Annotated in this window: 27 protein-coding genes; 1 reads left to right on the top strand and 26 read right to left on the bottom strand. The window is 36.8% G+C overall.

Annotated features, from left to right (window positions below; translation table 11 throughout):
* Positions 1–10: 10 nt before the first annotated feature.
* From IE155_RS18110 to IE155_RS15425, 13 genes are all read right to left on the bottom strand, one after another.
* Positions 11–484, bottom strand: a complete 474-nt coding sequence (locus IE155_RS18110) for a type II secretion system protein (RefSeq protein WP_189379158.1) — start codon at positions 482–484, stop codon at positions 11–13.
* An 88-nt stretch (positions 485–572) separates the two neighbouring features.
* On the bottom strand, positions 573–1,067 hold the full coding sequence (locus IE155_RS18105; protein ID WP_308433838.1) for a pilus assembly FimT family protein: 495 nt from the start codon (positions 1,065–1,067) through the stop codon (positions 573–575).
* A 75-nt stretch (positions 1,068–1,142) separates the two neighbouring features.
* Positions 1,143–1,760, bottom strand: coding sequence for a type II secretion system protein (locus IE155_RS18100; protein WP_189379157.1), 618 nt, complete (start codon positions 1,758–1,760; stop codon positions 1,143–1,145).
* A gap of 114 nt (positions 1,761–1,874) precedes the next feature.
* A complete protein-coding gene (locus IE155_RS15470; protein WP_189379156.1) occupies positions 1,875–2,387 on the bottom strand; it encodes a hypothetical protein in 513 nt (170 codons plus the stop codon).
* Positions 2,388–2,447: 60 nt separating this feature from the next.
* Positions 2,448–3,689 (bottom strand): type II secretion system F family protein, encoded by a 1,242-nt coding sequence (locus IE155_RS15465; protein WP_189379207.1) that lies wholly within the window; start codon positions 3,687–3,689, stop codon positions 2,448–2,450.
* Between the two features lie 7 nt (positions 3,690–3,696).
* Complete coding sequence (locus IE155_RS15460; RefSeq protein ID WP_189379155.1) at positions 3,697–5,412, bottom strand: GspE/PulE family protein; 1,716 nt, start codon at positions 5,410–5,412, stop codon at positions 3,697–3,699.
* A gap of 2 nt (positions 5,413–5,414) precedes the next feature.
* Complete coding sequence (locus IE155_RS15455) at positions 5,415–6,596, bottom strand: tetratricopeptide repeat protein (RefSeq protein ID WP_189379154.1); 1,182 nt, start codon at positions 6,594–6,596, stop codon at positions 5,415–5,417.
* Complete coding sequence (locus IE155_RS15450) at positions 6,593–7,498, bottom strand: ExeA family protein (protein ID WP_189379153.1); 906 nt, start codon at positions 7,496–7,498, stop codon at positions 6,593–6,595. Before IE155_RS15450 ends, IE155_RS15455 begins: the two co-directional genes overlap by 4 nt.
* 33 nt (positions 7,499–7,531) lie before the next feature.
* Positions 7,532–9,199: a pilus (MSHA type) biogenesis protein MshL gene (gene mshL, locus IE155_RS15445; protein WP_373295379.1), complete on the bottom strand. Its 1,668-nt coding sequence runs from the start codon at positions 9,197–9,199 to the stop codon at positions 7,532–7,534.
* 7 nt (positions 9,200–9,206) lie between these two features.
* Positions 9,207–9,536, bottom strand: coding sequence for a hypothetical protein (locus IE155_RS15440; RefSeq protein WP_189379151.1), 330 nt, complete (start codon positions 9,534–9,536; stop codon positions 9,207–9,209).
* Entirely contained in the window at positions 9,529–10,266 is a 738-nt protein-coding gene (locus IE155_RS15435; protein WP_189379150.1) for a hypothetical protein, read from the bottom strand. Before IE155_RS15435 ends, IE155_RS15440 begins: the two co-directional genes overlap by 8 nt.
* Complete coding sequence (locus tag IE155_RS15430) at positions 10,266–10,874, bottom strand: PilN domain-containing protein (protein ID WP_189379149.1); 609 nt, start codon at positions 10,872–10,874, stop codon at positions 10,266–10,268. Before IE155_RS15430 ends, IE155_RS15435 begins: the two co-directional genes overlap by 1 nt.
* Before the next feature lie 4 nt (positions 10,875–10,878).
* The gene (locus tag IE155_RS15425; protein ID WP_189379148.1) at positions 10,879–11,769 is read right to left on the bottom strand and encodes a hypothetical protein; all 891 of its coding nucleotides are present in this window, start codon (positions 11,767–11,769) and stop codon (positions 10,879–10,881) included.
* A 139-nt stretch (positions 11,770–11,908) separates the two neighbouring features.
* Between IE155_RS15425 and IE155_RS15420 the strand changes: the two genes are divergently transcribed.
* The gene (locus IE155_RS15420; protein WP_189379147.1) at positions 11,909–12,850 is read left to right on the top strand and encodes a 1-aminocyclopropane-1-carboxylate deaminase/D-cysteine desulfhydrase; all 942 of its coding nucleotides are present in this window, start codon (positions 11,909–11,911) and stop codon (positions 12,848–12,850) included.
* Here IE155_RS15420 and IE155_RS15415 read toward each other — a convergent pair.
* The 13 genes from IE155_RS15415 to IE155_RS15355 all read right to left on the bottom strand — a co-directional run bounded on the left by IE155_RS15415 (position 12,810) and on the right by IE155_RS15355 (position 26,914).
* Positions 12,810–14,444, bottom strand: a complete 1,635-nt coding sequence (locus IE155_RS15415; RefSeq protein WP_189379146.1) for an EAL domain-containing protein — start codon at positions 14,442–14,444, stop codon at positions 12,810–12,812. The genes IE155_RS15420 and IE155_RS15415 overlap by 41 nt on opposite strands.
* A 136-nt stretch (positions 14,445–14,580) precedes the next feature.
* A complete protein-coding gene (gene rplI, locus IE155_RS15410) occupies positions 14,581–15,033 on the bottom strand; it encodes a 50S ribosomal protein L9 (protein WP_189379145.1) in 453 nt (150 codons plus the stop codon).
* A gap of 20 nt (positions 15,034–15,053) precedes the next feature.
* On the bottom strand, positions 15,054–15,281 hold the full coding sequence (rpsR, locus tag IE155_RS15405) for a 30S ribosomal protein S18 (RefSeq protein WP_189379144.1): 228 nt from the start codon (positions 15,279–15,281) through the stop codon (positions 15,054–15,056).
* A gap of 9 nt (positions 15,282–15,290) precedes the next feature.
* Complete coding sequence (gene priB / locus IE155_RS15400; protein WP_189379143.1) at positions 15,291–15,596, bottom strand: primosomal replication protein N; 306 nt, start codon at positions 15,594–15,596, stop codon at positions 15,291–15,293.
* Positions 15,597–15,602: 6 nt separating this feature from the next.
* Positions 15,603–16,013 (bottom strand): 30S ribosomal protein S6, encoded by a 411-nt coding sequence (rpsF, locus tag IE155_RS15395; RefSeq protein WP_189379142.1) that lies wholly within the window; start codon positions 16,011–16,013, stop codon positions 15,603–15,605.
* Between the two features lie 157 nt (positions 16,014–16,170).
* Entirely contained in the window at positions 16,171–17,121 is a 951-nt protein-coding gene (locus tag IE155_RS15390) for an SMP-30/gluconolactonase/LRE family protein (protein ID WP_189379141.1), read from the bottom strand.
* A gap of 43 nt (positions 17,122–17,164) precedes the next feature.
* Positions 17,165–19,780, bottom strand: coding sequence for a family 20 glycosylhydrolase (locus tag IE155_RS15385; RefSeq protein ID WP_189379140.1), 2,616 nt, complete (start codon positions 19,778–19,780; stop codon positions 17,165–17,167).
* Positions 19,773–21,233 carry a sodium:solute symporter family protein gene (locus IE155_RS15380; protein ID WP_189379139.1) on the bottom strand — a complete coding sequence of 487 codons (1,461 nt, stop codon included), beginning with the start codon at positions 21,231–21,233 and terminating at the stop codon, positions 19,773–19,775. Before IE155_RS15380 ends, IE155_RS15385 begins: the two co-directional genes overlap by 8 nt.
* Before the next feature lie 64 nt (positions 21,234–21,297).
* A complete protein-coding gene (locus tag IE155_RS15375; protein ID WP_189379138.1) occupies positions 21,298–21,684 on the bottom strand; it encodes a RidA family protein in 387 nt (128 codons plus the stop codon).
* 52 nt (positions 21,685–21,736) lie between these two features.
* Entirely contained in the window at positions 21,737–23,215 is a 1,479-nt protein-coding gene (locus IE155_RS15370) for an N-acyl-D-amino-acid deacylase family protein (RefSeq protein ID WP_229817374.1), read from the bottom strand.
* Between the two features lie 2 nt (positions 23,216–23,217).
* A complete protein-coding gene (locus IE155_RS15365; protein WP_189379137.1) occupies positions 23,218–24,105 on the bottom strand; it encodes a MurR/RpiR family transcriptional regulator in 888 nt (295 codons plus the stop codon).
* A 51-nt stretch (positions 24,106–24,156) separates the two neighbouring features.
* Positions 24,157–25,416 (bottom strand): amino acid deaminase, encoded by a 1,260-nt coding sequence (locus IE155_RS15360; RefSeq protein WP_189379136.1) that lies wholly within the window; start codon positions 25,414–25,416, stop codon positions 24,157–24,159.
* 391 nt (positions 25,417–25,807) lie between these two features.
* A complete protein-coding gene (locus IE155_RS15355; protein ID WP_189379135.1) occupies positions 25,808–26,914 on the bottom strand; it encodes an ABC transporter substrate-binding protein in 1,107 nt (368 codons plus the stop codon).
* Positions 26,915–26,945 lie beyond the last annotated feature (31 nt).

Genomic DNA, 26,945 nt, shown 5'->3' with positions numbered 1-26,945 from the left:
CCCTCAATTTTTAGGTACAAGGATTAACTTTTATCGTCGGCTTTTCACCTGAGCCAGTTGGCTCTTTATAAAACACTAAACAACTCTGTAAAGTACTAACGGGTTTAGTTTTATTCAAGAAATAGATAACCAATGCACCATCTATTGTTTTTGTGTAGCCGTAAGTGTCCTCATCTATATCAATAATATTTTCCCAGTCAGCTTTCACATTCCGAGGGTGACCATAATGAAGCGCTATTGTTTGTCCTGACACTTCAACACTAGGGTTGTCTGTTACTGGAAGTTTATGTACGCCCTTAACAATAGCTTTACCATAGACTAAATTACTTGCCCCATCCATTGAAGCTTTTATTGCCTCAAGCGTTGCAGTTTCGGCTTCAGGTTTTAAGTTAATAAACTTAGGCGCAGCAGTTGCAGCTAAAATACCTAGAATAACGATAACCACAACGAGCTCAATTAAGGTAAAACCTTTCTTTGGGTTCATAACTTTCTACTTTAACTGAATTAATCAATGAAAGATAAAAATAAGGAGAGCATTGCTCCCCTTAATTATGTCTACTTAGCAATATTTACTAACATTTATCGAAGTCAACAGTTACTTCAGGACGAATCTCTGCTCCCGTAGAATCAGTATAAGTAACTACACATTCGTCTTTATCCGTTGCATTTTGATGCTTGAATAAAGCCGGTGCTGCAATAGTAATCTCAACAGGTGTTTCCGAGTCTAATTCTAATAATTCTGATATACCATAGCCATTCCCTGTAGTTTGACCATCAGCAGTCCCTGCACCAGCTGCTGAAGGGTAACCATTTATTAACGCATAAAACTCACCACCAATCACTATTTCACCAGTTGCACCAGTTTCGCCACTAACTAATGCTTTTGCGTTTGCTAAATTTATCGCGCTATTGATTGAGCCTTGAACACCTTGCATTACAGATGTTTTAGCATCACCGGTTAAATCTATAAATTTGGGTGCGGCTGTGGCCGCCAAAATACCTAAAATAACAATAACAACAACGAGTTCTATTAAGGTAAAACCATTACTTTTTTGTATATTTTTCATAAGACACCTGTTTCTAATTAATTATGTTTAACTTTATATTTCTTAAAGAAGTTTTATTTGATCGCTATCTTGTTATTACTGTTTAATTGTTACTTCTACAGAGCTTGTTGCTGGGAAGTAGCTAAAGAAGTTACTGACAGTATTAATATTAGTAGTGACAAATAAACCGTTATTATCTTTTGCAAGAGTTTCTTTCAAATGATATGAACAGCTTGTTGTTGCTGCCGTACCATTTAAAGTGACAAAATACTGCATGCTTGAATCGGTATTTAACGTATTAATATCATTTGTTAATTTAGGTGGCTGCTGTAAAATATTATTCCAAATATCAATACAGTTATCGGCTGTAAAGGCGCCACCAAGTCCAGCCCCAGAGTTTTCTCCGGCAACCGAAGCAACCACATAACCTGCACGAATTCCCGCTGTAGTGTTTTCTGTTGTTAGTAACATGTCGGTACCGTCATAAGAAACCACATTCTGCCCGCTAGTGTTGGTTGAACGACCTTCTGCTTCCCATTGAGCTCTCGCTAATGAAACTGCAGTAGCAAAGCCCCCTGCCATACCTTCAATATTGGCTTGTTTAGCTTGATCGGTTAAATCAATAAATTTTGGAATCGCCGTTACTGCAAGAAATCCTAAGATCACAACTACAATTACTAACTCGATTAAAGTAAAACCTGACTGTTTGTTCATAACAACCTCTAATTTTCTAATTATCTTAATTCTAACAACGTTTTACGTAATAAGTCACTTTTTTACGACAGTGAAAACTATTTTTTTCACACAGTAGTGAAAACGTTACTATAATTATTTAATTATCAATATATTAGATACTTTTCCATTATCTGGGTTATATTGAAAATATTCTCCACTCGCTAACATATAACGACAAAGACGCTTATTCACGCCAGAGTTATTATTTATTTGTAAGGCCGCTACTGGCTTATTCATAAACACCAATGGGCTATTCATTACCTGTTGCCAAATGCTAATGCAATCAAGATTACCTTTTTTACTGTCAACCCAGCCTTTTTTATTTACGCTGATGTTACGTTGTGTTTTTTGATCAACACCTTGTTGAATTTGTTCCTTTAGCATGATCACAGCTGGTTGCTTATCCATAAACCATTGTGCTCTGATAGTTGATACATTAGTCGCAAATTTACCTGCAATAGTTTCAAAGCCAACCAGGGTAAACTGCTGCTCTTGTTTTAAAAAATAATACCAAAAACCCGCCATTAATACCGATATCATGACAACGGTAATAATCTGTTCTGCTAACGACTTTTCACGTTTAACAATCACTGCGTTGCGAGACATAACTTACTTTAACCCAACTTAAATTGATTAATGGTTAAATAACTAAAAATAGTTAAAATATTACTTTCCTTTAAACGCTGACATCATATCCCACATAGGCGTAAATATACCTAATGCTAAAATCAATACCATACCTGCAACAATAGCAATAAGTATAGGTTCTATACGTGCAGTAAGTGTACTAAGTTCATAATCGACTTCTCGTTCGTAGTAGTCTCCGACTTCCTCTAATAGCTCGTCTACACGACCTGTTTCTTCACCAACGGCAATCATCTGTAATACCAATGGTGTAAACATCGTGCTCGCAACAGCTGAACGTAATAAGCTCTCACCACTTTCAATAGCCGTGCGCATTAATAGTATTTTCTTTTTCATATAGCTATTATCAACGGCATCTGAAACTAACGTGAGGCCTGATGTCATCGGTACCCCTGCTTTTAAAACAATAGCAAAACTATGTGAAAATCGAGATAAAATAGAACGTTCAATGACAGAGCCCACTACCGGTAATTTAGTTTTTAAGCGATTCCAAGCATGCTCTCCTTTAGGAGTACGCACATAATAACGAATACCAAAATATAACCCTATTGTAACGACTAACATTATCGGCCAATAATCTAAAAAGAAGTTAGAACTAGTAATTAATGCTTTAGTCGCCCAAGGTAATTCCGCACCTAATTTTGAAAACATATCAGCAAATGTTGGGATCACCCATATATTTAAAATTACAATTGCAGCGGCTAGGGCAATAAGTACAAAAGAAGGATAGCGTAATGCTGTTTTTATTCGTTTACGTGTTTCCTGCTCACGTTCAAAATAACTGGCAAGCTTTGCAAAAGCATCATCTAAATTACCGGTATTTTCACCTACATGAACCAAGGAAACAAACAAGGGAGAAAATAATTTTGGATGGCGATTTAAAGCCGAAGACAATTCATATCCCCCTTCCAATTGCGTGGCTATTTCAGATAACGCTTGTTTTAATTTGGGTGCATTGGTGGATTCAGCCATACCATTAATAGCTCTAAGAATAGGGACTCCTGATCGAACTAAGGCATACATTTGTCGACAAAATACAATTAAGTCATCTAATGCTATAGTCTCAAAGCCTAATAATTCTCCAATATCGATATTCGCCAAATCACCAGCACTACTTTTAGTGGATTTTGCCTCCGTTATTGCTGTAGGTGTAATGCGTTGCCGTGACAATTGTTCTGCCACTGCATTGCTATTTAAAGCCTCAATTGCACCTTTAACTTGGGAGCCAGCAGCGTCTCTTCCTACATAATTAAAAGCTTTCATCATTTAATTACCCAGTTACATCAACAGTTTCCACTAAACGTAGGACTTCTTCTACGGTAGTGATACCCTTGCATGCATAATCAAATGCTGACAATGCTAGGGGTTGAAAGGTTGGATTTTCTTTAGATAATTGTGTAAAGGCTTCAGTATCATCTCGTTTTAATGCCGCCATCATAGGCTCATTCATTTCAAGTAATTCAAATACACCAATACGACCTTTGTAACCTGTATATTGACAAGATTGACAGCCTTTGCCTTGTTTAAATTGAGCAGTGTTAGCCTGTTCGCCTGCTAAATGACTCAACCATAATAGTTCTTGGCTAGTTGGTTGATGGTCAATTGCACAGTGTTCACAAATACGACGTACTAATCGTTGAGCCACAATGGCACGTAAAGAGCTACCTACAAGAAAACCTGCCGCGCCCATATCAACTAAACGTAAGGCACTGGTTATCGCATCATTGGTATGTAATGTTGATAATACTAAATGACCTGTTAATGCACCTCTTAAACCTATTTCTACGGTTTCCTGATCACGCATCTCACCGACCATAAGTATGTCAGGATCTTGACGTAATGCGGTGCGTAATACACTTGAAAATGTTAAATCAATTTTACTGTTTATTTGTACTTGGTTTATTCTTGGTAAACGATATTCAACCGGATCTTCTACTGTAATAATTTTTTTACTCGATTGATTTAGCTCGCTTAGGGCGCCATATAGTGTCGTTGTTTTACCACTTCCGGTAGGCCCTGTAACTAAAATCATACCGTGAGGACGTGTAATTTGATGCCTTAATCTAGCAACTAAATCTTCAGGCATACCAGTTTCATCAAGTGATAAAATGCCTTCCGTTTGATCCAGCAAACGCATAACTACTGACTCACCATACTGTATCGGCATTGTTGACATACGTACATCAACACTATGGCCTTTAATTTTTAAATTAAATCGGCCATCTTGCGGTAAACGCTTTTCTGAAATATCTAATCCCGCCATTAATTTTAGGCGTAAAACCATAGCCGATGCTATTTTGGTTTCTTTTAAAACGTTTTCTTGCAGCACACCATCAATACGTTGCCTGATGCGTAATTGTTTTTCATCTGGTTCAATATGAATATCTGATGCTCGCATTTGTACAGCATCTTCAAAAACCGACTGTAATAACTTACCAACAGTTGCATCACCACCTTCATCAATAAAAGATGTAGATAAATCAAAGTCAGAGCTTTGCTCATATTCTTCGCCTAACTGACTAGCAAAAGATTCAATATCTGCGGTACGTCGATATAAACCATCAAATGCTTCATAAAGTTGAGATTCCATAACAACGGCAAGTTTAAGACGCTTAGGCGAAAGCATTTGTTCAAGCTGATCTAAGCCACTCAAATCAGCGGGATCACTCATACCAATAAGCACAGCATCACCTTGGTCTTCAATAATTAATGCACGTAAACGTCTGGCATGTACTTCAGGTAATAACTTGGCAACTTCAGTTGGAATACGGCGTTGACTAATATCTAGGAATGGTACATCAAGTTGTTGCGCTAAAAACTCAAGTAATTGCTTCTCACCAATGTAATTCAACTCAATTAAGGTGTCCCCTAATTTACGCCCTGTCGTTTTTTGGCTGTTAAGTGCTTGCATCAACTGTTCATTAGTTATGATGTGCTCATGTACTAATAAATCTCCCAGTCGCATTTTTAGCTTTGGTGCAGCCATGACTATTCTCCCAACTCTACTATTCTATTTTTTGCAAACTGCGCTGTTTCATTTGATAAATCTTGCAGTTTTAATGCATTTTGATAACTCATTTTGGCTTGTTTAAAGTAACCTTGACTGTCTTGTGCAATCCCTAGGCCTAACCACCAACGGCCAATATTTGGCGCTAATTGTGTTAATATATTGTAGGCTTTTTCTGCTGCCGAAAATAAGCTCAATTGTTGTGCTGTAGAAGCTAATACTGATTGATATTCTACTAACCGTAAATCATCTAAAACGACCAATTCGTCGTATGCAGATTTGGTCTGCCCTTGACTTAAGTATATACGGGCTTTCATTAAACGAAACTCAACATCTTGGTTATCAAGCGCTAATCCTTGTGATAATAAATTTAATGCCGCTTGATAAGATTGCTTACCAAACCATAGCGCAGCTAATTGTTTACGTGCAAACTTATGTGACGGTACGACTAACAACACCTCTTCGAGTAACTGCTCTGCTCTTTTAATATCTTGATCTGCAATAGCTTGTTCCGCTTGTGCTATTTTTTTTATAGCAAGTTGATCAGGCGTTAATTGTCTACGAGATATTGTTAAGGTAGGCTCTATTGACTGCGCTAGTTCTTTTTCTGCCTGCTCTACAATAATAGTGGCTTCTCTATTTTCTCCTCTCCCTATTTTTTCTAGACTTTGCTTTATTTCAGGTTTTTCTTGCTCAATGAGCTTTTGTTGGGCCATCAGGGACTGATCAGACTCAAGGTTACCATTCACATTTTTTGTAACAGTCGTTGCCGCTAAATTTTCAGCTTCGATAATATTCGGCTCGTTATCATTATTAGGTGAAGTAACGATTGTTTCTATATTATCTTTTTCTCTTTGCTTTTTAGATTGCTCTTGCTCCGGCAATGTACTCTCAGTCATTACTTTATCAGGGACTGTATTATTACCAGACGTTATATTATTTCCAATAACGGTGTTTTTCGATAATGTTTCGTTCGTACGAATACCCCACTTCTGCCAAACAATTACCCCCAATGATATTATTAATAGCAGAATTAGAATAATAATTACCCAGCGCTGACTGCGCGGCTTGCTATCTGTAATAGCTGCATTAGCTGTTAAGGGATTCACCTGCTCTTGCTGACGTTTATCTAAGTCTTTCAGCATTTGATTGATAACACTCAAGGTTGCACTCCAATAAACCAAACTATGATACAAAGCATGATTAAGACAACGACACCAAATATTGTTGTTAGGTTTTGATGCTTTAATTTATGATCTGTACCTTCAGTATCTTTAACCGCCGTTAAAAGGTGTTGACGAGTAATTTTATATTGGCCCTCTCCGAAACTTAACATCAACATTTTATGACATAAAATGTTGACTAACCGGGGAATACCATCACTAAATTGTGCTATTTTCTTACAAAGTGCATGATCAAATAGGGCGGCACCTTTATAACCCGCAATGTTTAACCGGTGATGAATATAACTTTCAACCTCACAAGCATTCATAGGCCGAAGCTGATAAGAAAAAGAAATACGTTGTTTTAACTGCCTAAAGGCATTTTCGGCTAAACGCTGATCTAATTCTGGTTGCGCAAACAACACAACTTGTAATAATTTTCGCGTTTCCGTTTCCAAATTAGTAAACAAGCGCAATGCTTCTAAACTTTCTGCTGGCAATGCTTGTGCTTCATCTAATATTAAAACAACCGAACGTCCTTCATTATGCAACTCCAATAGCCGAGATTGTATCCGTTGGGTAAGTAACTGAACTGACATGCGCTGTGCTTGTTTAACATCTAATTCAACGGCAACGGCTCGCCTTAATTCATCGGGTTTTAAATAAGGATTAGGGATATATGCTGTCACAAAGTGTTCAGGTATTTCATTTAACAACTTCCGGCAAAGTAAGGTTTTACCTGTACCAACTTCACCAATAACCTTTATAAAACCCTCGCCACTTTTTAAAGCTGTGAGTAATACGGCAAACGCCTCATCGTGAGGCGCTAAACCTAAATAAAAATTCGTATTCGGTGTTAACGTAAAAGGTAATTCTCGTAAACCAAAATGATAAAGATACATATTAGCGAGTCACTGATAAAGTCATCATTAAGCTTAATTTTCACTTTCTTCAGGGAACCATTCCTTTAATAAAGCACGAGCATCTTTTAATTGGTTTTTCCATGTATCCTGTCCAATTACAATCGGTTTAAGCATGATCACTAACTCTTTTTTCTCTGTGAGCTTACTTTTACTTTTAAATAATTCCCCCAGAACAGGAATATCACCTAGAAGGGGAGTTTTAGATTCAGAATCAACTTTTCGAGTTTCAATTAAACCACCAATCACTACGATTTCCCCAGACTTAGCACGAATAATAGTATCTGATTCTCGCACGCTACTTTGTGCTAATGGTAAAACAATATCTTCGTTACTTAATCGAATTGTTTTGGTTTGTTCATCGGTTACTGTAACTGATGGATGAACATGTAGTATAACTTCACCGTTAGCATCAATTTGTGGGGTAACGTCTAAAGCAATACCAGAAAAGAATGGCGTTAATTCAACTTGAGGTGTGGTTGTTGTGGCTGTACCAGTAGTAATAGTACTTGAAACATCCGTTACAAAATATTCATCTTCTCCTACTTTAATTACCGCTTTCTGATTATTAGTAGCAGTAATTCTTGGACTAGAGAGCACCTGAACATTGCCTTGTGTCTGAAGTAAGTCAATAACACCACTAAAGTCTTTATTTAAAAAACTTAAACCTGTAACGCCGCCAATAGAGGATGAAATAACATTGCCCGCAATAGAGCCACTAGTTGAAAAAGTAACGTCTGTGCTACCAGCATGGCCTAACACTTGATCCCATCTTACCCCTTGTTGATAATCATCATTAAGAGTAACCTCCATAATTTTAGCTTCAATAATCACTTGTCTACGCAAATGGCCCTGCGTATCAGTAATAAATCGTTTTACTGCTGAAATTTCCTGCGGTAAAGCTCGAACAGTTACTAAGCCAGCTTGAGGTGAAACAATAACTGATCGCCCATTTTCAGAGCCAATCAAAGCAGATAATGTTTCTTCAAGTTCAAGCCAGAAATCAGATTCACTTTCTGTATAAACGTTAGTACCACTGTTATTATTTTGCTGTTGGTTATTCTGATTATTACTATTATTATTTCTATTGTTATTGCTGTTATTACTATTATTGTTATTACTAGTACCAGAATTAGGGTCGTTTTCAGAAACGCCGCCTGAATTAATACGCATACTAGAAGTACCAAAACGTTTCACAAACAAGTAATCTAATGGGATTGTTTCAGTACGAATTCCAGCTGGATAAATTTGAATAACTCTGCCAGAACGGCGAACTTCATAGCCATATAGTTGTTCGATTACATCAAAAGCTTCACTTAATGTGACATCTTTTAAGTTTAAGCTTATAGTTCCGCTGACATCAGGATGAATAGCAATACTATATGGAGAGTCTTCCACCAATGCTGCAAAAAATTGCTGTGCGTCAACGCTATTGGCAGCTATTGCTAATCGTTTTTCAGCCAGTAACCCTTGCTTTGCTTGTTGCATATTTTGCTGCATTAATTCTTGCTTTACGGAATTAGGTAACTGACTTAATGGTTTTGGCTGCTGTGATTTATCAGTCTCACTAATTGCCTCATCTAAAGCTTGATTTACTTCAGTTGGCGCATCTGGCGTACTTTCACATCCCATTAAAACGATAAAAATGGAAGCGAGTGTGACACTTTTTTTCAATTTATTCATACCTAACTTACTTTTCATTTTGATTTGCCACTATTGGTGAAAATAACGATAACTCAAGGTGTTTATCTGGCGATGACAACACCACATTTTTCTTATTAATTTGCTTGAGTTGATACTGTTCAATGCGATCACCTACCTTTAGCACTTTGCCATTAATAATCACAGTTGAGTGTTCCCCGTTATCAACAATAGACTGTAATTGCATGGTCGATTTAACATGATGATATGCAACTGTACTTGAACCCGATAATGGACGCGTAGGATCCACTTCTTGTGCAACAACCTGCCCTGTAAGCATAAAAACTAAAGTAGTAACAAAAGTGATTAATTTATACACCTATAAACTCCTTTTTAGTGCTTAAGCTATATAGTTCAACCTCTAAAATACTCTGAGGATATTCTTTTAATTTATAATCAAACTTTTGCCAAAAAAATGTCCACTTTAATTGCTCTAACTGAGAAAGGTAATCTCTTAATTGGAAATAATTACCTGATAACGTCAATTTAATACCATGTTTATATAAAGTCAGTGATGGTATGTCTTTATCTAAATTATCGGTATTGTTTTGAGGTTGAACTGTTTTATTACTTTCCAGTTGATTATCTGAACTCACCTCAGCTTTAGCTATTTCAGGATTTATAGAAACAGGTTGTGCCGGAATGACATCAAAAGCAAGTAGAGACACCCCTTTTTGTAATTGGAGAAGCTCAATTAAGGCATACCGCATTTGAATAGGGTTAATGAGATCAGATGTTAAACTTAATAATGCGGTATCTATTTGTTCAAGTTTATTTTCATATTGAACAATTTGGCCATTAACCGCTTCATTAGGATCTTCCAATAAGGCTTGTTCAAATATATTCAGTGTTTGTTGTTTTGCTTTTATATTTGACTCAATTTGTTTAATGTCTTTTGAATAAGTGTCACTACGCATGCTATTTTCATCGATAAATAAGCTGTATAAAACAAACGAAATAGCAACGACACCCGTTAATAAAACTAATATTTGCTCACGTGGAGTAATTACTTGGAACTTATCACTATAATCTCGCCAAAAGGTACTCATTAATTGCCCCCTTTAACAGGCTGAACTTTTGTTGTACTCACGCTAAACATCGTCAGACCCTCTTCATTTTCAGATAAACTAAAGTGGGTAAATTGCTTTCCTGAGAGAAAGGTAGAAGATTCAAAGCCGGCAAGCCATTGGGGTACTGAATCAGCTGTTTTTGCTACACCTGAAAAGCTAAGTTGTCCTTGATTCATATTCACTTGCTCAAGGCTCACTGATTTATGATGTAACATAGCAAGCTCTGTCATGGCAGACGAAAAGCCAGCAGCATAGGTTTGTGATTGATCTGTTAACTGGTTATGCAACACTTTTTTATTAGCCAAGACCACTTTTAATTTATTTAATCGTTCGAGTAATTTAGCGTCTGCACGATTACTACTTACTTTTTGCTGTAACTCATCTAATAATTTTTGTTGCTCTAATTGTTGCTGGTTAACTTGTTGATATTGTCGAGCAAGATTATCAGTTGATATCTGACTATAAACCATCCAAGCGATCATAAAAATCAATAACGCACACCACAAAAAAACTACTCGGGCTAACGACAATAATGGGCGTTTGGGTAATAATTCAGGCTGAAGTAAATTTATGGCTAATTTAGGCATTTAGCTATAATTCCTCCATATGAGTTAACTGACTTGCACCGAAACAGGCACTACAATCTCGGGCGTGAGTAATAGCATCAGGGACCGTAAAAATATTCACAGGTACGTGAGCATTTTCAGCTAATTTTCGCGCTAAAAAGGCTTCATTTTTCATCGGGATAAGCACTTCAATTGAGCGAATTGGGGCCTGTTTTAGCTGACGTTCATAATAATCGGTAGAGCGTTGTATTTCCAAACTCAAAGCATCAACAACACTCATGCTAAGTTCTTCCTCAGATTTACTGGCAATATTTGCCATACCTCTGAGGCGACGGTAGAAGAAGAGTTTATTTTTTTTCACAATAAGCAATAAAATCTCTTCATTGGGTTGTTGGCAAACTAAAAGAATGGCGTCATCACTTTGAGGTACTAAACTGCTAAAAGCAAACTCTTCAATTGAAATAGATTTCACACTAAAACCATTATCAATTAACTGTTCTACATAAGGAGATAATTCAGCCTTGGAAGCGCATACCACATGAACCTTTTCAATACCACCTGAGGTCATTGGAGCATCAAAATAATCAAGTACCATATCGTTAGGTTCAATAGAAACTAAGTCTTTAATCTGCCACTTTAGCGCTTCTTTTAATTCATCATTTGGAATATTAGGTTTGTCGATTTGCACAATTTGGCTTTGCTGTGCAGATAACACTAGGTGACATTGTCCGCTCAAAGATAAGTCTTTCGATAAGCTTTTTAACGCAGGGCTGTAATTTTTATCTAACGCAGCTAACTCGTTAAAGTTAATACTACCGTCATCAAGGACGCTACAGCAGGCAATTGAGTGCTGACGAAAACAAAGTCCAATTTGACTTTGTTTATTTGATTTGGAAAATAATTTACTTAGTCGCATATTTAATGACATTATCGATATTATTGTTAGTGTAAACGAACTGTCTTACTTTCATTATCCCTGATTAGGTGCCCTGCGCAAGTTTTTTCAGTATTATGTTGTTAATAAAGTAATAATAATAAATTAACATCATTAGCTAATGAAAAACATCTCTCGACTACAAACTCTTAACCACCCATTATTTGCTAGGCATCAAGTTAAAGTATCAATTAAACGTGACGATCAAATACATCCAATTATTTCTGGCAATAAATGGCGTAAACTCAAATATAATTTACAGTATGCCAAGTTAAACCAATATAAGGGCATCATAAGCTTTGGTGGTTGCTATTCAAATCATCTTCACGCACTTGCTTATGCATGTCAACAGCAACAGCTAAAAGCCCTAGCTATTGTACGAGGTGAAAGCATTAATCAGGATAATTACACCCTTTCTTGGGCAAAACATTGGGGAATGCAACTTTCTTTCGTAGATCGCCAAACCTATCGTCAACGTCACGAAACAGACTACTTGTATACACTTCAACAATTATACCCTGATCATTTTTTAGTACCTGAAGGCGGTAGTAACCAACTTGCTTTAGAAGGTATAGGTGAAATAATTAACGAGTTAAATCAACAAACAACATTTGATCATTTATTAGTCCCTGTCGGCAGTGGTGGTACCCTAGCTGGTTTAATAAAACAAGATAACAATCAACATAACATATTAGGAATTGCTGTCCTTAAGCAAAGCAATTACTTACTAAATGAAGTTAAGACCTTACTCAAAGATAATAAAAGCCATCACCGTTGGAGTATTGAAAATGATTATCATGGTGGCGGTTATGCTAAGTTTTCTACTGATAATGCTAATAAGATATTGCAGTTTTCAAAAGAAACAGGCGTTCAATTTGAGCCTATATATTCAGGAAAAATGTTACTCGGCTTTTTAGACTTGCTTGAAAATGGCTACTTTAACGTTAATCAACACATAGTACTGCTTCATACTGGTGGCTTACAAGGTATTGCCGGTTTAGTTGAGCAAAATAGATTATCAGCTAGTGAATGGCCTTTACCACCTGCACCACCGGCTTGGTAAAAAAATGTCCTTGTCCGCCATTTACCCCTAATTTTTTTAATATGCGCCACTCTTCTTCGCATTCAATGCCTAAGGCATAAATATTGATATTAAGAGGCTTACAAATAGCTTTTAAGCTTTGGACAACTGTCTGATTTTCTGGCTTATTATGTATATTAAGTACTATACTACGATGAAGCTTAATTGACGATATAGGGCACTCTTTTAAGTATTGGGAACTCACAACATATTGCCCAACTTTGTCTGAAAGCAAACTCATTCCTTGTGCCTTAAAGAAGTCCATAACGGGCTTTAATAAAGGTAAATTATGAACTAAATGATATTCACTTATTTCAATAATTATTTTACTAGCGACATTCGGGTATTTATTCAAAATCACCTTAAATTTGTCAATAAATTGAATCGATAATAGCGATTCTATCGATAAGTTTAAACTACAACCTTCTTCCTGAAGTTCATGAGTTAGCAATTTACAAACCTGCTCAACAATTAGTAAGTCAACTTTCACAGTAAAGCCACACTTATGCACCATTGGCATAAAAACTCTAGCATTCAATAATTTCCCTTCTGTATCTCGAATTTTAGCGAGGACCTCATGATGTAATATTTTATTTGTGTCTTGCTCTATCACTGGCTGAAAAAAAATAACAAATGCATTATTGTCAATAATCTTGGTTAATAAGGTACGCCATTTTAATGATCCTTTAGCTTGCTCAACTTCATCTTTATCATACATAAACCACTGTGAAGGTCCTTGTAATTGAGCAGAACGTAGCGCCATATCAGCTTCTGACATAACTTGATAAGACTTTGCATTGCATTGGAAAAAACTAATACCAATATGAACAAATTCATCATTACTAATACCAATAGGAAGTGGTACTGACATTAGGTTTTTTACTAATCGAGAAGCTAATTTTTCTGTTTCTTTTACATAAATATCTGGAATAAGTAATGCGATTTCAAATTCATTACGCCGAGCAATAAAATAGCTTGGCAAGTGTGTTAATCGATGTTGTATGGTATGAATTAATGTTGTCAATAAAACTAATGCTTGTTGTTTACCATGCAGGCTTTGAATTATGTCGCATTCTTTAAAGTGAAAAAATAATACCGCGCCATGTGCTCCCTCTTCCTTTAATAAGGCCTCTAAACGATTATTAAAATATTCTCGATTACCAATGCCAGTTTCACCATCCAATAAAGCTTTTTCTCTTAATAACATGTCAAATGAACTGTTCTCTGTAGATTCTGTTAGCAATTGCTGTTGAAGCTTAGCAATCGCAACGGCTACAGAATAATTGGCCGTGTTCGGTGAAATAATGCTTTCATTATTATTTTTGTCTGCCCACTCCTCTATCGCTTGAATAGGTTCAAAACTTTCGTTTACTTTTGTTATCAACACCCTTTTAAATCTTGCGATAATAAAAAACATTAAAACAGCAGCAATCACTATAACAATCGATATAACGAATTGACTTGAAATAAGAAGATTAAGCGCCAACAAGGCAAAAAATATAGAAGCAATCGCTGCCTGTATAACGATAAAGCCAAAATTAATAACTTTTACTAACTGTGCTTTAGTAGCAACCATAAGTCTAATTTTTTATTTTATAATGAAATTAATTATTTATAGTGTAGACGGGAATAGCTTTTCTAGGTAATTTAATTTTCCCATAAAAAAACGCTGCACAAGGCAGCGTTTTTTAGCAAATTAAAGGCAATTGTAATTATGCTTCAGCAATAACAATTACTTTAATGCTTGTATCTACATCGTTATGTAAGTGAATAGCAATATCAAATTCACCTGTTTCACGAATAGTACCTAAAGGCATACGTACTTGAGCTTTCGCTACTTCTACGCCAGCTTCAGTAATTGCATCAGCGATATCTTTAGTACCGATAGAGCCGAATAATTTACCTTCATCGCCTGCAGTTGAAGCAATAGTTACTTCTGCTAACTCAACGATTTTAGCTGCTTTAGCTTCAGCAGCATTTAATGCTGCAGCTAATTCTTTTTCTAAATCAGCACGACGAGACTCAAAGTGCTCAACGTTTTCTTTAGAAGCAAATACAGCTTTACCTTGTGGTAATAAAAAGTTACGTGCATAACCAGACTTAACAGTTACCTTGTCGCCAAGGCCGCCTAATTTGGCGATTTTATCAAGAAGAATTACTTCCATTTTCAAAACCCCTTATTAGGTTACTTATGTAAATCAGTATATGGTAATAACGCTAAATAACGAGCACGCTTGATCGCACGACCAAGTTGACGTTGATATTTAGCAGCAGTACCAGTAATACGGCTAGGAACAATTTTACCACTTTCAGTGATATAGTTTTTTAACGTAGCGATATCTTTATAATCGATTTCGCTAGCGCCTTCCGCAGTAAAGCGGCAGAACTTACGACGTCTAAAAAAACGAGACATGGATCTCTCCTAATTAATCATTTCAATTTGTTGAGCATGTAACACTAAAAGCGGATTTCCGTTTCTAGATTCGTGACGATTAATAAAACCTGTCACTTTTATGTTACTACCCGAAATTAACTCACGTGTTAATAGTGATAATTCGCTAGTAGCCACTACTTGTATTCGTACAAACGCTTGTCTGTTCATACCTGCCTCTTGTTGAATTGACTTATGGTCAATTGAAAATTGGCAATGTTCTATACCTGCAGGACTCGTTGAAAACTTTGGTGTTTTTACCACTTTTCCAACTAATACTAAGCAATTTTCTATCACAGATTACTATTCTTCGCTTGCCGCTTCTTCTACAGTTTCAGTAGCTTTTTCAGCAGGAGCTTCTTCAGTAACCTCTTTCTTAACTTCACGACGGTCTTCTTTAGCAACAGCCATAGGTGATGCTTCAGTTACCGCGTTTTTCGTGCGCATGATCATGTTACGAATAACAATATCGTTATAACGGAAAGAAGTTTCTAATTCATCAATAACTGATTGAGGCGCTTCAATGTTAATTAAAACATAATGTGCTTTATGTAGTTTATTGATTGGGTATGCTAATTGACGACGACCCCAGTCTTCTAGACGGTGGATTTTGCCTTCAGCAGCATTGATCAAGTCAGTATAGCGCTGGATCATACCAGGTACTTGTTCACTCTGATCAGGGTGAACCATAAATACGATTTCGTAATGACGCATTACGAGCTCCTTACGGTTGTAGTCTCTTATCCGGCTCAGCCAATCACCAGTATTGAGACAAGGAACAAAAAATTAGGGCTGAATTAAGGTCGCGTATTGTATGTAAAAGCAAAGTAAATAACAAGCTTAAAATTCAAGCAACTTATGTAGTTTGATTTTAATTCAAATTTTTAAATATACGCCCTGAATATTCAGCATTAAATTTTTCAATTGCGCCACGCTTCTGCATGGTCACAAATACCGTTTTCCCGTCAACGCCACCAAATGCGACATTGGTAGGAAATTTCCCTTTCAACGTGACTTCTCGTATTAACTTTCCTTTTGGGGAAACGATTGCAATCACGCCTTTACCATAACGAGCAATATATAAATTACCTTGTTGATCAGTACGCATGCCATCTAGGCCAAAATCGTCAAAATGAATTAATAGGCGTTTATCACTGATGCTACCATCATTTGCCAAGCGATAACGCCAAACGTTTCGTTGCACACTTTCATTAACATACAAGGTTTTATTATCTGGGCTAACTTCAATACCATTGGTCGTACCCATTTCTTTCACGAGCAAACGCGCTTTACCCTCTTTATTCACTCGCCAAAGTTGTCCGGTATTTTTTGCCCAATTAGGATCACTGGCAAAAATGATACCGTTATCCATAATAGCGATATCATTGGGTTGATTCATCATCGAAGAATGCGCATAAACCTTAACACTGTCAGTTTTCAGTTGATGACTTTCTAACTGGTTACTAATTAGGTCTTTGTTATTAATAGTTAGCACATTATGATTAACATAATCGGCAATATACATATTACCGCTTTCATCGAAACGAATACCATTACCAATAGAACCATTACTTAATTTTACCAATAAAACCACTTGGTTTTTATCGATTACACGCCCAATAGTGCCTTGTTCTCGATAATTGACGACAAAAAGATCACCATTTTTAGCAACTGCCGGGCCTTCAATACCGCTTGTAAACGTACCATCACCAACCCAATCTTCACTTTGATATAAATCCCTTTGCTTAAGTGGAGTATCCGTAGCACAAGCAACTTGACTTGCTATAGTAAACAGTAAAAACAGTGTGAAAATTTTGAACATGGTAATTCCCGTAAAAAATGAAACAATAAGTTAATATAAAAGCTTAACGACATGATGATAATAATTGACTAATATGAGGCGCCCCTGCAAGTACCTGTTCTCGAGGAGTTATCATTATTGAAGTTAGTTTTTTCCGTATGTTAGTTTGCTGCGCCTTTGTCAGTACTTCTATTTTTTGGCAATGGTTAATCACCGCAATACTCAAGTCAATAAAGATATCGAGTTCATTCAATATCGATTTTATATTAAGACTTTCTTCCAATGTACTAGCAACTTTTTGAGTGGGATGGTCTGGTAAAGTTAAATTTTCCTTAAGATATTCACTTGCTTCTTTCCAACGAGATAAACGCGCTTTGGTTGCTGACAATGCCGACAAGTCACCGGCTATCACTGTATTGATCTCTTGCTTCATTGCGCGAATATTTCGGCTTTCTACCGGAAGGTAATCAACAAAGTAATTAAGTGCTGCTTGCTGATGATAATTGTTTTGCTGGAATTTTAAGTGATGTCGCGTGTAATAATGGGCAGGCTCGAACGCTTGAGCGATAATAGCTAAGGCGTTATCTATTGATGTAAGCATACTAGTGTCAGTAACTAATGGTGATACGCTCGCAGCCATACCACGTTGTTGTTGTACTTGATGCTGTAAGCCAATGATATTTGCTGCGTAACTATCCATAAGATGCAAACGTTGATACATATTATCTACATCGGTAAGACTCTTAGGTGACCATAAGCGCTCGGCAATAGCGAATAAACGCGGCCATATGCGTAAATCAATATTATGTTCATTAACCATTTCAGCCCATAATGTCGCCTCTCCCCCTAAAATATTTTGAGCTTGTACATTATTGAGTTGCGGCTGAAGGTTAATCGTTGTTGTTTGAAGTTTTTTTTCTTCTATGTCAGCATTACTGGCGTTCACCGCGTAATAACTATTGCCTATTTTTACGCTGCCACTTAAAGTGTTTTGAGCTAAAGAAACCTCAAATTGTAAAGGCCCCATCCAGCTATCAATAGTAAAAACTAATGACTTGTCAACTGACTTTAAGGCAATAGATTTTTGAAATACTACTTGCTTATCATTGCCATTATTGAGTTGCAGGTAAGCTTTTTGAATACCTTTATGAGGTTTGTTATTTAAATGATTACTTACCTCATCATTTTCTGTTTTTTGATAAATAACTGTCAACCGGCCTTTAACCGCACTACCTTTTAAACGAGGTATAATAAAGGTGTGTGTATGCCATTTTTCATTAGGTGCAGGGGCTAATGCTAATCTCTGTAAATTACCTTCGCCTTTAAAAGAAGGTTGCCCTTGAGGATCATTTAAATAATGAAAACTCGCGTATTGAGGTTGATCAATATAATACCCTGTGGAGAGAAGCCCTTGGTAACCACTCGCTGCAATAGTATTAAGTGAGTCTAGTCCTCGCCAAGATTGCACCATAATATTTTTAGGTAATTCAGGGTGAAAAATTTCATCCCACCCCATCATATTCCGGTTATATTTAGCTAATATTTTTTGGATTTCACTATTAAAGTAACGATGAACATCATCACTATCGCTTAGCAATTGTTCTTGCATTAGTTTCTGTATAGATGCACTTTCTTGCCATTGCTTAGGATTTACTTCATCGCCACCAATATGTAGATAGCTATCAGGAAACAAACGGCTTAGCTCTTCAACAATAGAGTCAATAAACTGATATACCTTAGGGTTGCTAACATCAAGTAAGGGTTCAAAAACGCCCCAGTGCCTTTCCATTGCGTATTTTTTTTGTTGTGTAATGAGTTCTGGGTAAGCAACGGCAATGGCAGAGGCGTGTCCTGGCACATCAAATTCTGGGATCACTCTAATGCCTAGTAAACTGGCATAATTAACCAAGTCTTTAATTTCATTCTGTGTGTAATATAAGCTATCGGATGCCTGTTGATGAAGTTTAGGGTAGGTTTTAGATTCGATTCGCCAGCCTTGATCATCTGTTAAATGCCAGTGAAATACGTTCAATTTTGCTGCAGCCATGCCATCAAGTTGTCTTTTAAGTGCCGCGAGTGGAATAAAGTGACGTACACTATCAATTAGCAAGCCACGCCATTTAAATCGTGGTTGATCGTTAATCGTTAATTGTTTAAGTGATAAAAATTCATCAGAAGCTAACACAAGAAGTTGCTGCAAGGTTGTTAACCCATGTAAAGCGCCAAAATCAGTCGCAGCATTAATAATAATCCGTGCTTGATTCTCGTCTGATTGATGATGTGTAATGATTAATTGATAACTTTCATCATATCCTAATTGAGGAAATTCATACGTATTAGCTTTTACGTTTACAACTACATCCGCATTTTGTTGAGTAGCTATGGCTGAAAAGCCAAGAAAATTGCCTTGCTCAATTTTTGCTAATTGTTTATTCAAACGCTTAAGTGCGTCTTGTTGTCTTTGCAAACTCATCCCCTGAAAGTGAATTTTAGGGTATTTTTTTAAACGTACCGAACCTTGTCCTATCAAAATTTGTTGTGGGCAAGGCATCAAATTAAAACATGACTTTTCTTGTAATTGGTCTTCAACAAAGAAAGCTTGCACAGGTATATGCCAAGTTAAAAAACTTAAAAATAACAATGTAAAAGTTAAATTTTTACTAGAAAATATATTATTCATTGAATTCTGCTTCTAAACGGGAATTAGTACCCTTGGTTTGTTGACTCACTGCGTTTTTTTGATAAGTGATCATGCTAACAACGATACCAGCGAAGAGTGCGCAACTCATTGCAGGGATGATAGCGTTGCCCCAGTACTGATACCAACCTTGGTGCCATGTGATGGTAATTGCACCTAACATTCCAAAAAACAAGCTAGCAATAGCACCTTGCCAGGTATATTTAGACCAAAGCCTCCCCAGTAAACCACAAGCACACATTCCTGACATTAACACTGCAATCATGCTCGTTATGTAGCTAATAATATTATTCGACATTAACGCTAATAGTAGTGCAGTAATAATAGTGAATACTAAACCTACACGAGAAAACAAAATCATACGAGCGGCAGGTGGTTTTTCTCCTGTTATCAGTTGATACAAATCAGTAAGTAACACGCTAACACCTGCAATAGCATCAGAGCTTGCACTTGATAATGTCGCAGAAATGCCTGCGATAATAATGAGTATACCAAGTGCTACCGGTAATACGTGTAGCGCAATATGAGGAAAAGCATAGGCCGGATTTTCTAAACTATCTGTCATTGCGTATGCACTCATTCCTAAAATAGCAGGGATCAATGAAAAGCCTAAGTAAAGTAATCCAGAATAAATAAACGACTTTCTGATACTACTAACATTTTTACCTGAATATATACGTTGACGGAAAGAGGGTGTCGCTAGTACTCCCACTAAAATAGCAACGGCTAATGAAAAAGCGGGGAGTACGCCTATTTTATCTAGTGCTAAGAAACTGATGTTTTCAACTGGCTGTGCGTCTAGCATATTCTGCCAACCACTTATTTGTTCACTAGCTAAGTAATCAACGGAGAAATAAGCCATTAATATAAACCCGACAAATAAAATTAATGCTTGAATAGAGTCGGTCCAAATGACCGCGGTGTAACCACCAATAACAATATAAATTGAAAAACTCAGAGCAATAATCACTTTAGCCAAGCTAATATCTAGGCCTGTCAGCCAAGATAAGTACATACCACCGCCAATAATGTGTGCACCTAACCAGCCAATACTTGCGGCATATATAATGAAAGCAATAATATTTTTAACATAAGGATGGTTATCAACATAATAAGCAATTTCTTCACTCATCGTGGTAAATTGTAACCGTCTAACAGGTGCAAATAACCAAGCCAGTAGTAATATTCCTGTTGCACCACCTAAACCATATAGCGTTCCTGCCCAACCGTTATAATAAGCAAAACCAACCGCCCCCATTGAAGACCCTGTACCTACCATTGTCGCAACTGTTGTGCCTAATGAAAGTAGCAATGGTACATTTCTCCCCGCCAGCAAAAAATCATCACCTGATTGTTGTTTACGTGAAACTAACCAACCAATAGCGATCATTGCGAGAATGTAAGCAATAAATGCGGCGAGAAAAATGTGTTCCATTTTAAGTCCTAAATATTCATCAATACTTAATAAAGCCCTTAGTAAAGGCTTAACTATCAATTAGCTAAGGCGCTTTATAGCAAGTAACATCAACCTCAACTTTACAATCAACAACTAAATCAGCCACCATACAAATACGTGCTGGAGGGTGTTCACCAAAAACTTCTTTAAACACTTTATTAAAAGACTGAAAATAACGCGCATCAGTTAACACAACCGTTACATGGGTAACGTCAGCTAAACCATAACCTGCTTCGGCCATAATTAGAGTGCAGTTTTCAATGGCAATACGTGACTGCTCAATAATTCCGCCTTCAACAACTTCGCCATCTCGCATCGGTGTTTGACCTGAAACTCTCAACCAACCACCTGCTTCAACAGCTCTTGAAAAAGGTAAATGTTGACCACCAGTTCCTTGACCGCCTTCAGCACCATATCGTTTAATTGTCATTTAATTTTCCTTACTGCTTGATAATAATGAGTTCTGTCACTCACATCGTTGATTAATTTTCATGTGCTAGAAATCGGCCAGCACCTTTGCTATTTTTAAGTATTTCATTTGCGTAATAGGTCAGTTGCCCATTAACCCAGACTTTTTCTATACCTTCTGATACTAAAAATGGTTCGGTAAAGCTGGCCTGATCTTTTATGGTGTTGGCATTAAAAAGTACAATATCAGCGAAGTAACCTTCTCGAATAAAACCCCGTTGCTTCAACTTAAATTCAGTCGCACTCAATCCTGTCATTTTATGAATAGCTTGTGCTAATGCTAAAGTTTGGTGATCTCGACTGTAATGCCCAAGTACTCGAGGAAATGTTCCCCACAGACGAGGGTGTGGATGCGGATCGCAAGGTAAGCCATCAGAACCAATCATGCTATAAGGCGCTTGCATAATCTGACGAACATCATCTTCTAGCATACAATGATACACAGCACCTGCTGGTTGTAGTTTTCTTGCTGCTTCAATAAGGGAGACTTGCCATTGTGCCGCAATGTTAGCTAATAATTGTCCTGACTTTTCAGGGTGGGTTTCAGACCAAGTAATAAAGATCTCAAAATCGTCTGTTACCTGAGACAAATCTAAGGTGCTAGAGCTAGCATTATACGGATAACAATCACAGCTAATTGCTTGGTTTTCTCTTGCTTGTGATATATGTTGCAGTACTTCGGATGAGCGTCCCCAGTTGTTTTTCCCCGCACACTTTAAGTGTGAAACAATAACAGGAACCTTACCTTGCTTCCCAAGCGAGAAGGCTTCATCTAGTGCACCGATAATACCGTCAAACTCGGTTCTTAAATGCGTAGTATATATAGCATTATATGGCGCAAGGGTTGACACTAATGCTTGCACTTCACTTGTAGGTGCCGCATTCGCATTATGATAAGCAAGGCCTGTACTTAAGCCTTTAGCCCCTTGTGATAATGCAAGGTTTAGCAAATCAACCATCTGCTTTATTTCAGATTCACTCGCGCCTTTATCTAAGTCCTTCATTACTTGTGCGCGTAAGCTAATATGGCCAACAAGTGCTGCTACATTTAGATTAGGGCGAATATTATTAAATGCCTCTATAAAATCATTTAATTCGGGATAAGCAAATTCATCTTTCTGACCTAATAAATTAATCGGATCCACTGGTGTAGCATTAGCCACATAAGGGCTAGCACTTATCCCACAATTACCAATAATGACACTTGTCACTCCTTGGCTAATTTTATTCATCATTACAGGGTTGCGTAAAACTTCAAGGTCATCGTGGGTATGAACATCAATAAAGCCAGGGGAAACAACCAAACCTTGAGCATCTATGACTTCGATTGCCGATAAAGTATTTAAATCACCTATTTTAACAATTTTGTCACCTTTTATAGCGATATCTTGCTTAACACTAGGGCTACCACTGCCATCAAACACTTCACCATTTAATATCAAAACATCAAAAATTTCCTGTAGAGGTGTAGCGGAATTTGATTCTTGATGCACACCTAATCTCCTAAAGGTAAACGTTTAAGACGATCTTCCATAATCTCACTATTTTCATCACAGTATTGTTCTCGGTGACAATCAAGGTGCATTTTAAGGCGTCGTAATTTTTCACGTGATTTACGTTGATTTTTCATTGCTAATTCATTTGATAAAATATCAATCGCAGCCATCATTACGTAACGTGATGCGCTAGGTTTGAATATATAATCACTTTCTTGTGTCGCTATCGGCAAATGAAAATCAGCAAAGCTCCCTAGTTTACCTTCAGGGCAAATCGCAATAATCATTGCACCATATTCCTTTGCTATTTGAGCTGCACTATATACATCGGGGCTTACTCCTCCTAATGACAAACAAACCACCACATCTTTAACATCGACAGTAGCCGCTGTCATACGCATCATCATAGGATCTGAGTGGGCATTACTTGGGATACCTAAGCGAAAAAAACGATTCTGGCATTCTTGTGCCATCATACTACTGCCACCACCAACACCAAAAATAAGTGTATGTTTTGCGTCACATACATACTGACTGGCTTGTTCAACAACTTCGTCTTTTATCAGGCCTGCATTAAGCGCCAAAATATCATGTATCGATTGGTATACATGAGAAATCCCTTGTTTATCCACATTACTTTCACTAATAAAACGAGCGCCAACCGCAGCCGACTGCGCTAATTTAAGTTTTAACTCACGTACATTCGCACATGTTAACGTACGAGCTAAACGCGTAATACTGGCATGACTCACCTGTGCTTTTTCTGCGAGTTCATTGATAGGAGCATTGGCAGCGTAATTAATGTCAGCTAAAATAAATCGAGCAACTTTTTCCTCTGCGGGACTAAAATGACGTAATCCTTCTTTAATTTTATTTACAATATCCAAGGTAGTGCCTCACTTTATTTGAAAAATGAACTTATTGGCTTTTAAGTTTAATTAGAAAAAAGTAGCTATGGTTTTATTAACAATATAGTTTTCATCCATAACACCGATACGACGCCACTTATCCATAGTCAAACATGGATGTGAACTTGAGAAAATAACAATATCACCTGGTTTTAAATCAGAATCGGGGTCAATATTCATCATACAATGTTGATCCATAATATGAGTAACATTCCAGTGACTATTGGCTTTTTTGGGGGCCTTATCTCCTGGGCGATAAACATATTCAGGAGTAGGTAAACCCGCATCAAAAGCAACATCTCGCTTCCCTAAACCTATGATCGCTAAACCAGCCTCGGGAACTGAATGTACATAAGCCCAAAGCTCAAGGCTTGATATTAACTCACCTGAAATATCACAAGCCTGTTGACTACGTGAAAGCACTTGCATTTGTGCGCTCTGATAAATACCTGTGTCATGGATTAAGTAACACCCGGGTCGGATAATCACTTGAAAATTAGCGTTACTATGATTTACATCAGCCATTAACTGTTTTGACACAACATCATACCAAGCCGATCCCGCACCAGTTAAAATAACATCAGAGGTTGAGAAAGCATTAATAGCCATTAATTCATTAGTTAATGATTTTATATCATTAATAAATTGACAAATTTTTTCTTCGGCATCATCACCGTGTATCACGCCTTCGTAGAAACTTAAACCACAAAGCTTCAAACATTTACTTTGTGTGATCACATTGGTAAGTGCTGAAATATTATTGAAGTTTCTCCAGCCACAACGACCACCCTCAACGCCCATTTCAATTAAGATGTTTAATGTGACACCTCTTTGTGAAAAATATTGATCTAGCTGATTAGCATTTTCTACGGAATCGACAAAACAATAAAACGTTAAGTCTCCTTTAGACAATAAATCAGCAATGACTTTACAATGATATTTGCCTATTAGTTGATTAGCTAAAATAATACGTTTTATACCGTTTTGATAAGCGTTAACTACTTGTGGAACCGTGGCTAAACTTATTCCCCAGCAACCATATTCTAATTGCAACTTAAATAATTCAGGTGCCATAGAAGTTTTGCCATGAGGAGCTAATTTTACTTGTGAACTTTCACTAAAACTTTGCATCCACTTTGCATTATTCAATAAAGATTGCTCATTAATAACAGCAATTGGAAAGCTCACCTCTTCTTCCAAAAGATTCCAACTACTATCATCGTTATTTTTATGAGCACCACTTCCTTTTTCAAAACTATTTGAAATGAAAGTATTTCCTATATTATCCATTGATATTTAAGCCTTCATGCATATAAGCCTGTTACTTAACCTTTAATAAAAATATCGTTATTGGTTGAAAACAAGCACTAAATAGCAAAAATGTATTGATTTATTAAGTATAGTAATGTTAAAAAGTAACTAGTTCAACACAAGTTTATTGTTATTTTATAACTTACACTTTTAATGTTGCACTTAGAGTGGCGACTTATCTATGAATGATAGGTGATTTAAAGGAAGAAGGAATCACATTAGAACAAGAGCTGACGCAACCCTTACACACGTTGCTGCATCAAAATTCATGTTTTACTATAAAATTTATCGTTAAGTCGCTTCACTCGACTTGTAAAACAATAATTATTTATTGTTTTACAAATAAATAATGTTAGCGACTAAACCATTCTTAGTAATTGGTATCGTATATGTGATAATAAAAATTATAAAATATCTGCTCAAGTCCTTGGTGGTCATTTTCAGTAAAGCGTACTTTCAACCCTCCTAAACTTTCAAAAAAGCGGTTAAGTTTATTTATATAGCAAGCTTTGGTAAGACTATTAGCACACTGCATTGCTACTTTACTAAACAGCTTAGCATTGGAATAACCTTCAAAAACAATACGGTCAAAGCCTTTTAAATTAGCCGCTTTGGCATCTAATCTAAACTCTTCGCACAGAAGTAATTCACAATTTTTAGGGTCGGGGAAGACTTCTGTCACCAACACTCTCGCAGGTACTTTAATTTTATTAAATAAGTCTTGGCTAGAAATAAAAGACACAGTAGAGAAATATGGGCTAAAGCCCTTAGAGGAAGCTAAATTAATCAACCGAGCAAAAGGCTCGTAAGTACCAACAAACGCAACGGCATCGATTAAATGTTGACTAAAAATATCAAGTGACAGCTCGATATCCTCAGTATTACGACGATATCTTGTCGTTACCACTGGTTTAAGGCCATATTGTTTTAATACTTTTAAGTAGCCGGCTTCTACAGCGTCACCAAACTCATCCGCCTGAACCATTAGGGCAATATTTTTAACTTTGACAGTATTTATTAAATAATTGATTTGCGCCTGAGCTTCTTGAAAATAACTTGCTCGTAAATTAAATATATTAGGCTTTACTGGTATACGTAAAAAATCAGCTCCTGAAAAAGGTGTTAATAATAGTGGTTCATACTTTTTAAGTAACGGAATAATCGCATGTGAAGTAGGCGTACCAACATAATTAAATAAAGCAAATAACTCGTCTGACTCAAGTACTTTTTTTGTATTTTGGTAAGTTTTAAATGGTTCATAACCATCATCCAACATAATTAACTTAACATGTTGGCCATTAATTCCCCCTAATTGATTAATTTTATCAAAATAAAGATTAGCGCCTTGATTTAGTTTAATCCCCAAACTTGCCGCAGGACCAGTTAGTGCACTTGAGCTCACTAAGACAATGTTATTCTTTTGCTCTGCGTATACAACAAAGCAAAACAGTATGGTAGAAACCAATACACGAAACATGTACTTTGCCAAACAATGCACCATTTTTATT

Origin of the sequence: Thalassotalea profundi (assembly GCF_014653195.1) — a bacterium.
GTDB lineage: Bacteria > Pseudomonadota > Gammaproteobacteria > Enterobacterales > Alteromonadaceae > Thalassotalea_B > Thalassotalea_B profundi.
Note: the sequence above shows the minus strand (reverse complement) of the source record. Positions and strands in the feature narration are given on the sequence as shown.

What these genes read in the sequence shown, in the direction of transcription:
- IE155_RS15460 (WP_189379155.1), bottom strand. Translation starts at nt 5,412, where the DNA reads ATGGCTGCACCAAAGCTAAAAATGCGACTGGGAGATTTATTAGTACAT.
- IE155_RS18110 (WP_189379158.1), bottom strand. Translation starts at nt 484, where the DNA reads ATGAACCCAAAGAAAGGTTTTACCTTAATTGAGCTCGTTGTGGTTATC.
- IE155_RS15415 (WP_189379146.1), bottom strand. Translation starts at nt 14,444, where the DNA reads ATGGTTGCTACTAAAGCACAGTTAGTAAAAGTTATTAATTTTGGCTTT.
- IE155_RS15435 (WP_189379150.1), bottom strand. Translation starts at nt 10,266, where the DNA reads ATGAGTACCTTTTGGCGAGATTATAGTGATAAGTTCCAAGTAATTACT.
- IE155_RS15390 (WP_189379141.1), bottom strand. Translation starts at nt 17,121, where the DNA reads ATGTTCAAAATTTTCACACTGTTTTTACTGTTTACTATAGCAAGTCAA.
- mshL (WP_373295379.1), bottom strand. Translation starts at nt 9,199, where the DNA reads ATGAATAAATTGAAAAAAAGTGTCACACTCGCTTCCATTTTTATCGTT.
- IE155_RS15470 (WP_189379156.1), bottom strand. Translation starts at nt 2,387, where the DNA reads ATGTCTCGCAACGCAGTGATTGTTAAACGTGAAAAGTCGTTAGCAGAA.
- IE155_RS18105 (WP_308433838.1), bottom strand. Translation starts at nt 1,067, where the DNA reads ATGAAAAATATACAAAAAAGTAATGGTTTTACCTTAATAGAACTCGTT.
- IE155_RS18100 (WP_189379157.1), bottom strand. Translation starts at nt 1,760, where the DNA reads ATGAACAAACAGTCAGGTTTTACTTTAATCGAGTTAGTAATTGTAGTT.
- rplI (WP_189379145.1), bottom strand. Translation starts at nt 15,033, where the DNA reads ATGGAAGTAATTCTTCTTGATAAAATCGCCAAATTAGGCGGCCTTGGC.
- rpsR (WP_189379144.1), bottom strand. Translation starts at nt 15,281, where the DNA reads ATGTCTCGTTTTTTTAGACGTCGTAAGTTCTGCCGCTTTACTGCGGAA.
- IE155_RS15425 (WP_189379148.1), bottom strand. Translation starts at nt 11,769, where the DNA reads ATGCGACTAAGTAAATTATTTTCCAAATCAAATAAACAAAGTCAAATT.
- IE155_RS15360 (WP_189379136.1), bottom strand. Translation starts at nt 25,416, where the DNA reads ATGGATAATATAGGAAATACTTTCATTTCAAATAGTTTTGAAAAAGGA.
- rpsF (WP_189379142.1), bottom strand. Translation starts at nt 16,013, where the DNA reads ATGCGTCATTACGAAATCGTATTTATGGTTCACCCTGATCAGAGTGAA.
- IE155_RS15375 (WP_189379138.1), bottom strand. Translation starts at nt 21,684, where the DNA reads ATGACAATTAAACGATATGGTGCTGAAGGCGGTCAAGGAACTGGTGGT.
- IE155_RS15380 (WP_189379139.1), bottom strand. Translation starts at nt 21,233, where the DNA reads ATGGAACACATTTTTCTCGCCGCATTTATTGCTTACATTCTCGCAATG.
- IE155_RS15420 (WP_189379147.1), top strand. Translation starts at nt 11,909, where the DNA reads ATGAAAAACATCTCTCGACTACAAACTCTTAACCACCCATTATTTGCT.
- IE155_RS15385 (WP_189379140.1), bottom strand. Translation starts at nt 19,780, where the DNA reads ATGAATAATATATTTTCTAGTAAAAATTTAACTTTTACATTGTTATTT.
- IE155_RS15430 (WP_189379149.1), bottom strand. Translation starts at nt 10,874, where the DNA reads ATGCCTAAATTAGCCATAAATTTACTTCAGCCTGAATTATTACCCAAA.
- IE155_RS15465 (WP_189379207.1), bottom strand. Translation starts at nt 3,689, where the DNA reads ATGAAAGCTTTTAATTATGTAGGAAGAGACGCTGCTGGCTCCCAAGTT.
- IE155_RS15355 (WP_189379135.1), bottom strand. Translation starts at nt 26,914, where the DNA reads ATGTTTCGTGTATTGGTTTCTACCATACTGTTTTGCTTTGTTGTATAC.
- IE155_RS15450 (WP_189379153.1), bottom strand. Translation starts at nt 7,498, where the DNA reads ATGTATCTTTATCATTTTGGTTTACGAGAATTACCTTTTACGTTAACA.